This window comes from Streptococcus thalassemiae (assembly GCF_903645285.1).
GTDB lineage: Bacteria > Bacillota > Bacilli > Lactobacillales > Streptococcaceae > Streptococcus > Streptococcus thalassemiae.
Genome location: NZ_CAHJXN010000003.1, coordinates 498877 through 505781, shown reverse-complemented (window position 1 = coordinate 505781; position 6905 = coordinate 498877). Strand labels below are relative to the sequence as shown.

The 6905-nt window shown below is 35.6% G+C and carries 9 protein-coding genes; all 9 read left to right on the top strand.

From position 1 onward, the window contains the following. The first annotated feature begins 36 nt into the window (after window positions 1-36). The 9 genes from HWX15_RS07590 to HWX15_RS07555 all read left to right on the top strand — a co-directional run bounded on the left by HWX15_RS07590 (window position 37) and on the right by HWX15_RS07555 (window position 6610). Window positions 37-177 carry a hypothetical protein gene (locus tag HWX15_RS07590; RefSeq protein WP_167747512.1) on the top strand — a complete coding sequence of 47 codons (141 nt, stop codon included), beginning with the start codon at window positions 37-39 and terminating at the stop codon, window positions 175-177. 110 nt (window positions 178-287) lie between these two features. Further along, entirely contained in the window at window positions 288-470 is a 183-nt protein-coding gene (locus tag HWX15_RS07585) for a class IIb bacteriocin, lactobin A/cerein 7B family (protein WP_061439961.1), read from the top strand. Window positions 471-710: 240 nt separating this feature from the next. After that, window positions 711-911, top strand: coding sequence for an SPPN_00645 family bacteriocin-like peptide (locus HWX15_RS07580; protein ID WP_001055966.1), 201 nt, complete (start codon window positions 711-713; stop codon window positions 909-911). 190 nt (window positions 912-1101) lie between these two features. Next, complete coding sequence (gene blpU, locus HWX15_RS07575) at window positions 1102-1332, top strand: bacteriocin-like peptide BlpU (protein WP_049512844.1); 231 nt, start codon at window positions 1102-1104, stop codon at window positions 1330-1332. A 2-nt stretch (window positions 1333-1334) separates the two neighbouring features. Further along, window positions 1335-1460 carry a PncF family bacteriocin immunity protein gene (locus tag HWX15_RS10195; protein ID WP_007284823.1) on the top strand — a complete coding sequence of 42 codons (126 nt, stop codon included), beginning with the start codon at window positions 1335-1337 and terminating at the stop codon, window positions 1458-1460. A gap of 608 nt (window positions 1461-2068) precedes the next feature. Next, complete coding sequence (locus tag HWX15_RS07570; RefSeq protein ID WP_175880724.1) at window positions 2069-2656, top strand: recombinase family protein; 588 nt, start codon at window positions 2069-2071, stop codon at window positions 2654-2656. A gap of 198 nt (window positions 2657-2854) precedes the next feature. Continuing rightward, complete coding sequence (locus tag HWX15_RS07565) at window positions 2855-4090, top strand: N-acetylmuramoyl-L-alanine amidase family protein (protein WP_173213961.1); 1236 nt, start codon at window positions 2855-2857, stop codon at window positions 4088-4090. Between the two features lie 46 nt (window positions 4091-4136). Further along, window positions 4137-5534 carry an N-acetylmuramoyl-L-alanine amidase family protein gene (locus HWX15_RS07560; RefSeq protein ID WP_175880723.1) on the top strand — a complete coding sequence of 466 codons (1398 nt, stop codon included), beginning with the start codon at window positions 4137-4139 and terminating at the stop codon, window positions 5532-5534. 29 nt (window positions 5535-5563) lie between these two features. Further along, window positions 5564-6610 carry a DUF6287 domain-containing protein gene (locus HWX15_RS07555; RefSeq protein ID WP_175880722.1) on the top strand — a complete coding sequence of 349 codons (1047 nt, stop codon included), beginning with the start codon at window positions 5564-5566 and terminating at the stop codon, window positions 6608-6610. Window positions 6611-6905 lie beyond the last annotated feature (295 nt).

The window sequence follows — 6905 nt, the reverse complement described above, 5'->3', positions numbered from 1 at the left end:
ATTTCGTAGAGGTTTTGGTTTTTAGGAGGATAAGAGATGAATGAAATGAATGATAAGTATACTATTGAAGTATTAAAGGAGAGCGACTTAGCTTTGCTGGTGGGTGGTAGCAAGGAAAGTTATCAACATGGTTTAATGGTGGGGTTCATTTTACGTCGTGCATTATTTGGATTCTAAGATAATATTTAGAGAGTGAAGCTTACCTACAACAATGAACAGAATATATGAAAAAGGAAATACAAATAACTACCTTTTTCAATCGTTAATAATCAAAAAAGGAGAATAAGATGGAACAAATTAAAAATATGGAAAATAGCTTTCATGTAATGAGTCATGAGGAATTGGCCGATGTAGAAGGAGGCTTGTTGTTTGGTCTAGTAGTAGTTGGAGGAGTCGCAATTGCAGGAACTTTTTTATTGGGTGCTGTAGATGGTGCTTCAGGAGCACATGCTAAGCGTCGTGGACGTTAACAGGAAAGGATGAGCGCTAATGGAACGCATAATAGAAAGTTGGATTACTAGGGTAGAGAATTTTTACAGTTTGCAGTCAATTCCTGTAAAAGTATTCATTTTCACAGTTGGAGTAGTTGGGATTTATGCTTTAGGGACATTACTTTTAGGACCGGTTTATTGGGCGGGGCAGAAGTTTGGCGAAACAATTTACAATTATTTGTTTTAATAAAAAATTATAGATAAAGAGGAACAGACATAATGAATATGATAAAAATTGAAGAAAAATTTACAAGTCTTACAGAAAAAGATTTGGCAACAGTAGAGGGCGGTCGAGTGTCATGGAGAGGTAATATTAACATCGATGTCCATAAAGTGATTGATAGTACGGGAAGATTTTTCGGTGGTATCTATAATGCTGGTAGATCATTTGGGCGAAATGTTTACAATGCATTTTATTAATATAGTTTATTAAAATTGATATATATTATATTTTTGAATTCGTTTTCGAATAGATAAATAAGAGGAATACAGGGAATGATTATTTCAGTAATTCAAGATTTGGATGAAAAAATTTAATAAATACTGCTATACCAAACTTGTCAAGTTTGCAACAAGACAAGCATTAAAAATAAAAAAGGAGGTATTCGTTATGAATACAAAAACGATGTCACAATTTGAAATTATGGATACTGAGATGCTTGCTTGCCTTGAAGGTGGCGGATGCAATTGGGGAGATTTTGCCAAAGCAGGTGTTGGAGGAGGAGCAGCACGAGGTCTTCAGCTAGGAATTAAAACAGGAACATGGCAAGGTGCAGCAACTGGTGCTGCGGGAGGAGCTATACTTGGAGGTGTGGCATATGCAGCGACATGTTGGTGGTAATTATGGATTTTAAAAGTTTTATTATTGGTTTAGTAGTTGGTATATTTGGTCCCTATATGGATGATTTAATTAGAAAAAAATTTTTAAAGTCTTCGGAGAAGAAAACAGAAAAATTTGTCAAAAAATAATCAAAACGATAAATGATGAATCTGATTCAAAATTATCTTGCACATGTAAAGAGGACCATCTCTCCTCTTATCAGGTAAATAGGAGTCTTGTAGTAACGAATCAAAAAAAGGAGTAACTATGAATCGTAATTTAGAACGGTGTTATCTATTCTGACTAGGAATAGACCATACCAGAGGTGGCTTAGAAATAGTAGGGACATTAGAAATTGAAGTAACTTTAAATAGGATGTCACAAATGTTACTATCAATGATTTATTTGTTCCAAGCTTGCCTAGGGTGTCAGTAAAAAATCATTTTCCTTTCAATAGCATATTTTTAGTAGGTAGGACGCTTGTTCTGCCTATTTTTTTTGCTAAAAAGTACAGTTGAAGTGTCTATTTGCATCATTTGGAGTTTTACATGTATTTTTGATAAAAAATAGGCATAGAAATTAGGAAAGTTGAAGAAAAGGAATGAAGAAGGTCTTAGTTTGTGATTTTTTACATACTTTTAAGTCTTGATGAACCAGTTTGAACTAATGTATAATTGATAGAAATTGAATACACTACTCTTTGAGGGCATTTCGCCCTCTTTTATATTTTACAATAAATGTAAAAAGGAGAGTTTTTATGCGTTACGGTTATGTTCGAGTATCTACAAAAGAACAAAATATTGATAGGCAATTTTCAGCCTTAGTAGAAAACAAATTATCAAAAGAAAATATTTTTATTGATTACGTTTCAGGAAAAGATTTTGACAGAATGGAATATCAAAAATTATTAGCTACCTTGAAAGAGAATGATGAATTGGTTATTAAATCAATTGATAGGTTGGGAAGAAACTATGATGAAATTTTAGAACAATGGCAAGCAATTACTAAGAAAAAGAAAGTAAATATAACTGTTTTAGATTTCCCCTTATTAAATACAAAGAATAGCAATGATAATATCACAGGAAAACTAATCTCCGATATCGTTTTACAAGTCCTATCTTACGTTGCACAGTTTGAAAGAGAACAAATCAAACAAAGACAAATGGAAGGAATACGGGAAGCACAGAAAAAAGGGAAGAAATTCGGTAGACCAAAATTGATTGTCCCGAATAATCTCCCTGATGTGATAGCTCAATATAAGAAAAAAGAAATAACCTTACGAGAAGGTGCAGACATCTTAGGAGTATCAAAAAGCACCTTTCATAATTGGATAAAAAATTCATAGTTCTTGTCAAAAAACCTAGGATTTTTTGGACAGAAAATACAGTCTATTTTAGAAGCGTTTTCGTTAGAAAAAAGGTTCTAAAATCCAGCATTTTGACCAATTATTATTACACTTTCATTTTATCAAGTTTGTCCAAAAAAGTCTAGATTTTAGGACAAACTGATTATTTTACAATAAATAAAAATAGGGGGACACGAAATGGACACCAAAGCTAAAAAGTTCACACTTGCAACGATTTCAGCTCTATCACTTCTTGGGGTAGGAATTGTTACATCACAATCAGTAGCTGCTAATGATAGGCTGGTTTCCACTCAAGCAATCAATGGTCAATCCTACAATATCTTAAACTCTGAGGTCACTAGTACTTCTTCTGGTACTACTCTAGTTGGGATTGAAGGGACTTTCTTAACGCCAGATAAACAGGCTATCTTAGATCGTATCAATGCCATTCGAAAAGAGGCAGCAGATGAAGGTCTAGTTACTAGCTATGTTCCTATCAAATGGTCAACTGCACTAGAAAAAACAGCCTTCGTTCGGGCAGCAGAAGCCTCTGTAACTAGGCATCATAAACGTTTATCTAATAAAGATATTTGGAGTGCCTGGCCTTCAGGGAATTTTTCACTAGCCGAAAACTTAGCTTGGAACTATGATGGATTTATGACAGCTATTAATCAATGGTATGACGAAAAAGCAGATTACGTCAAATCTCGTAGTGGGGCAAGTGTATCTGGTCAAACTGGACACTACGAATCCTTAATCAATTCAGAATTGACCTATATGGGTTTGGCAGCCTTTGAAAACCCTGTCACTCAAAATGGATGGATTACCGTTGCACAAAGTTTCGGAACATCATCTGGTGGCTCTGAAGAATTAGCTGGTGGTTATGGAAAGGCCATTCAATATACAGAAGCAAATTCTTCTCAGATTCAAACATTTGCGACTAAGGCGAGTCTTTTTGACAAAGACTTGAAGGCAATCGGAACTCATACTAGTAAGAAAACAAAACAAGGTAAGTCTAACGGGACTAATAAACCAGGTTTCTTTTTTCAAATGCAAGATATTGGTAGGGGTATGGGTTTTTGGCGACAATCTGGCTCTCGTTGGTGGTTTATGCAACTTGATGGGTCTTACCCTTACAATCAGTGGGCAAAATTAGATAATATATGGTATCACTTCGATAGTTCAGGTTGGATGCAAACTGGCTGGATAAAAGACAACGGCACGTGGTACTACCTCGACGGTTCAGGTGCTATGAAGACTGGCTGGCTCAAAGATAACGGTAGTTGGTATTATCTTGATAGCTCAGGTGCTATGAAAACAGGCTGGATGAAGGTATCTGGTAAATGGTACTATGCCTATAGCTCTGGTGCACTCGCAATCAATACGACGACCCCTGATGGTTACCGTGTCAATTACAACGGTGAGTGGGTCTAGGATAAGATTATAAAAAATAGATAAAAAGAAAAGGAATACAAAAATTATGAAAAAAATCGTTTTAACGACTACAGCAGTTTTATCACTCCTAGCAACAGGAGCTACAATTTCAAGTGTCAATGCAGCAAGTGGCGTCCCGATGGTCAAGTTCTGGTCTCCTGCAGCTAATGCTTATGTTGAAGAACCTGCTCCTGGTTATCGTGATACAGATTTAGTCGCAACAGATGTGACGCTTGTAGAAAAAAGAAAAGCACAACTTGGAGCATTTTCTGATGGTGAATTTACAACGGTTGATTGGGTAGATAATGCTTATAGACAAGAATTCTCTAAGCAATTTGCAAGTTTTGAATCCAACGGCATTGCTACATTTAACGGTAAAACAATTGTCTTTAAAGCAACAGATTATGGTATCTATACCATGAAGTTTGAATTAGATGGAGTTCGTTACAAACTAACAGCCGATGTTAGAGAAAACGTAGGGAAAGGGGCACCTTTTTACACTTATGTGACCAAACTAGAAGTCTTATCGACTAATCAAGCAAATACTATCTCGAATACGAGTACTGAAAAACAAATAGAAGCAACAATTACAAAGGTTGAAATTCATCATTTTGGATTTAATTTTGAAGGTGTACTCTCAGAGCCACTACAACACGGAGGAGATAATGCAGCTAGAGGAAATGTTACTCTAATTGATAAGGCTAGTGGAAAAATTGTCTACCAACATAATAATGATGTCATCTTTAGTGGTCTAACTAATGACGTCAACGACCAATTTCTTTTGCCTTTAATTTATAGTAATAAATTTAAAGGGGATGTTTTCGATATCAGACAGTTTCCTGCCGGAACATACATCTTGGAGATGTCTGGAGAAGCTGGCTCTCCGCACGATCACTCAGTTGATAATAGAAAACGTGTCTTTAAAGTTAGAAAAGAGGTGACTATCGGAAATCCTTCAACAAATTCAAATACTAACACCACAACTCAATCAGGTTCGAATTCATCTAGCTCGTCAACTTCTACAAGTTCGTCATCTGGAAACTATTCTAACACGGATACAACCATGACGACCCATCAGTCTAAATCTACTTGGATGTATTCGAATGGTCGCTGGTGGTATAAACACGAAGATGGCACTTATACAACTAATGACTGGGAAAAAATCAATGGTGTTTGGTATCGTTTTGATAACTCTGGTTGGATGCAAACTGGCTGGGTAAAAGACAACGGCACGTGGTACTATCTCGACGGCTCAGGTGCGATGAAGACAGGTTGGGTCAAAGATAACGGTAGCTGGTACTACCTTCAAGATTCAGGAGCTATGAAAACAGGCTGGATGAAAGTATCTGGCAAATGGTACTATGCCTATAGCTCTGGTGCACTCGCAATCAATACAACTACACCTGATGGCTATCGTGTCAATTACAATGGTGAATGGGTATAAAAACAATTTCAAATTGTAAAATTAAACATATGAAAAAATTATTTCTATTCAGTATTAGTATTTTAGCTGTTCCTATTTTAACTGCTTGCCAAGTTCAGAGTGAAAACACTTCCTCAGCAAGTTCTGAAGCAATTGCTTCAAGTACTAGTTCAACTTCTTCTACATCGGAAGAGAAGAAACCTGATTACACCCTATATAATCCTGTCCTTAAAGAATATGCCAAAGTATTAGATGATTCTCCTGCTTCACCTACAGAGGTCAATTCAAAAGCAAACTTAAAAAACACTTATCCTAACGAATATTCTGGATTACAGTATAGCTTGTATGATTTAGACCAAGACGGTACGGACGAACTTTTGATTGCTCTAAAAACGTATTCTAACTATTACGACTTATTAGATATTCGAACTCTTAAAAATGGTGAAGTTATTCGACTGACCAATGCAGAAAACAATCTGGACTTTATTGGAGAGCGAGTACATTTTAATCCTTTAGAAAAGGGTTATTTTCAATTATCTACCCGAGTATCTATTAATCAAATCCAACTTAAACTATACAAGTTGAATCAGGATGGAACACGGTTAGAACTAGTCATTGAATCAGATACAGAAGAGGGACTGGGGACAAAACCACCTTCCCTTGACATAAGATCTTTCTCTTGGAAATCTGTGACAAGTCTCATAAATGGAGAAACAACCCTTCCGTCAGAAAGTAAAGGGATGGATATTTCTGCAATTCAAAATGGAGATTTTTCTAGTGTCGCAGGCACTTGGAGGAATCGTACAGGTATTGAATTCACCTTTGACAAAAATGGTTTAGTAAGTGATCATTCCAAGATTTCAATTGAATATGCTAAAGAAATTGACCACTATCTTAAGGCAAATTCTATTTCGAAAGATGGAGGTGCTGGTGCAGCTATTGCTTTTTTACCAGCAGGAATCCCTATAACCATGTCTGTCACCTCTTCTGCAGATAATGGCTATACCGACTCATCTGATATTACACAAGACCGCTTATGGTTTGGACACCAACTTATCAATGGTAGTACCGAGGGATTTTTTTACAAGGTAGAATAGTTTTAATAGACTTACAAATTTATCAATAAGAATGTCGGAAAATTTTCTGATATTCTTATTTTTTTGACTTCCTTTTCGAATAGATAAGTAAGAGGAAAAAGGAAGGAGCCTAGTTCATGTTTATATCAATGTTCTACCCATGGTTCACTGAGTTATTTTTTAAATAAATTTAATTTAGTTGTTCATTTTTGAATTGTTTTTCGAATAAATAGGTAAGAGGAAAAAGAAAGGAGCTTGCTTCATGTATCTACCAATTTTTTATCCGTGGTTTACTAAATTATTTTTCAAATAAATT

Bases quoted from the DNA above. Each gene is read 5' to 3' on its own strand.
- HWX15_RS07565 (WP_173213961.1), top strand. From the start codon at position 2,855: ATGGACACCAAAGCTAAAAAGTTCACACTTGCAACGATTTCAGCTCTA.
- HWX15_RS07580 (WP_001055966.1), top strand. From the start codon at position 711: ATGAATATGATAAAAATTGAAGAAAAATTTACAAGTCTTACAGAAAAA.
- HWX15_RS07555 (WP_175880722.1), top strand. From the start codon at position 5,564: ATGAAAAAATTATTTCTATTCAGTATTAGTATTTTAGCTGTTCCTATT.
- HWX15_RS07560 (WP_175880723.1), top strand. From the start codon at position 4,137: ATGAAAAAAATCGTTTTAACGACTACAGCAGTTTTATCACTCCTAGCA.
- HWX15_RS07585 (WP_061439961.1), top strand. From the start codon at position 288: ATGGAACAAATTAAAAATATGGAAAATAGCTTTCATGTAATGAGTCAT.
- HWX15_RS07590 (WP_167747512.1), top strand. From the start codon at position 37: ATGAATGAAATGAATGATAAGTATACTATTGAAGTATTAAAGGAGAGC.
- HWX15_RS07570 (WP_175880724.1), top strand. From the start codon at position 2,069: ATGCGTTACGGTTATGTTCGAGTATCTACAAAAGAACAAAATATTGAT.
- blpU (WP_049512844.1), top strand. From the start codon at position 1,102: ATGAATACAAAAACGATGTCACAATTTGAAATTATGGATACTGAGATG.
- HWX15_RS10195 (WP_007284823.1), top strand. From the start codon at position 1,335: ATGGATTTTAAAAGTTTTATTATTGGTTTAGTAGTTGGTATATTTGGT.